The sequence below is a fragment of the Mesorhizobium sp. GbtcB19 genome (assembly GCF_019091085.1).
GTDB lineage: Bacteria > Pseudomonadota > Alphaproteobacteria > Rhizobiales > Rhizobiaceae > Mesorhizobium.
Window position 1 is genome coordinate 1 of record NZ_JAGXJY010000423.1, and the last position, 243, is coordinate 243.

Consider the following 243-nt stretch of genomic DNA (forward strand, 5'->3'; position numbering starts at 1 on the left):
GACCGGCAAGCCGATCCTGGACGGCATCGGCGCCACCGAGCTGCTGCACATCTTCATCTCCAACCGCTTCGACGACAGGAAGTCGGCTTCGTCCGGCAAGCCGGTGGGCGGCTACGAAGCGCGCATCGTCGACGGCGAGGTGCGCGAGTTGCCGCGCGGCGCGACCGGCAGGCTGGCGGGGCGCGGACCGACGGGCTGCCGCTACATGGCCGACTGCCGCCAGAAGGACTATGTCCGGGACGG

Annotated in this window: 1 protein-coding gene; it reads left to right on the forward strand. The window is 70.8% G+C overall.

The features are described 5' to 3' along the window. Positions 1-243 (forward strand): AMP-binding protein (locus KVT37_RS32645; protein ID WP_217579069.1); only part of this gene is annotated, 243 nt, incomplete at both ends.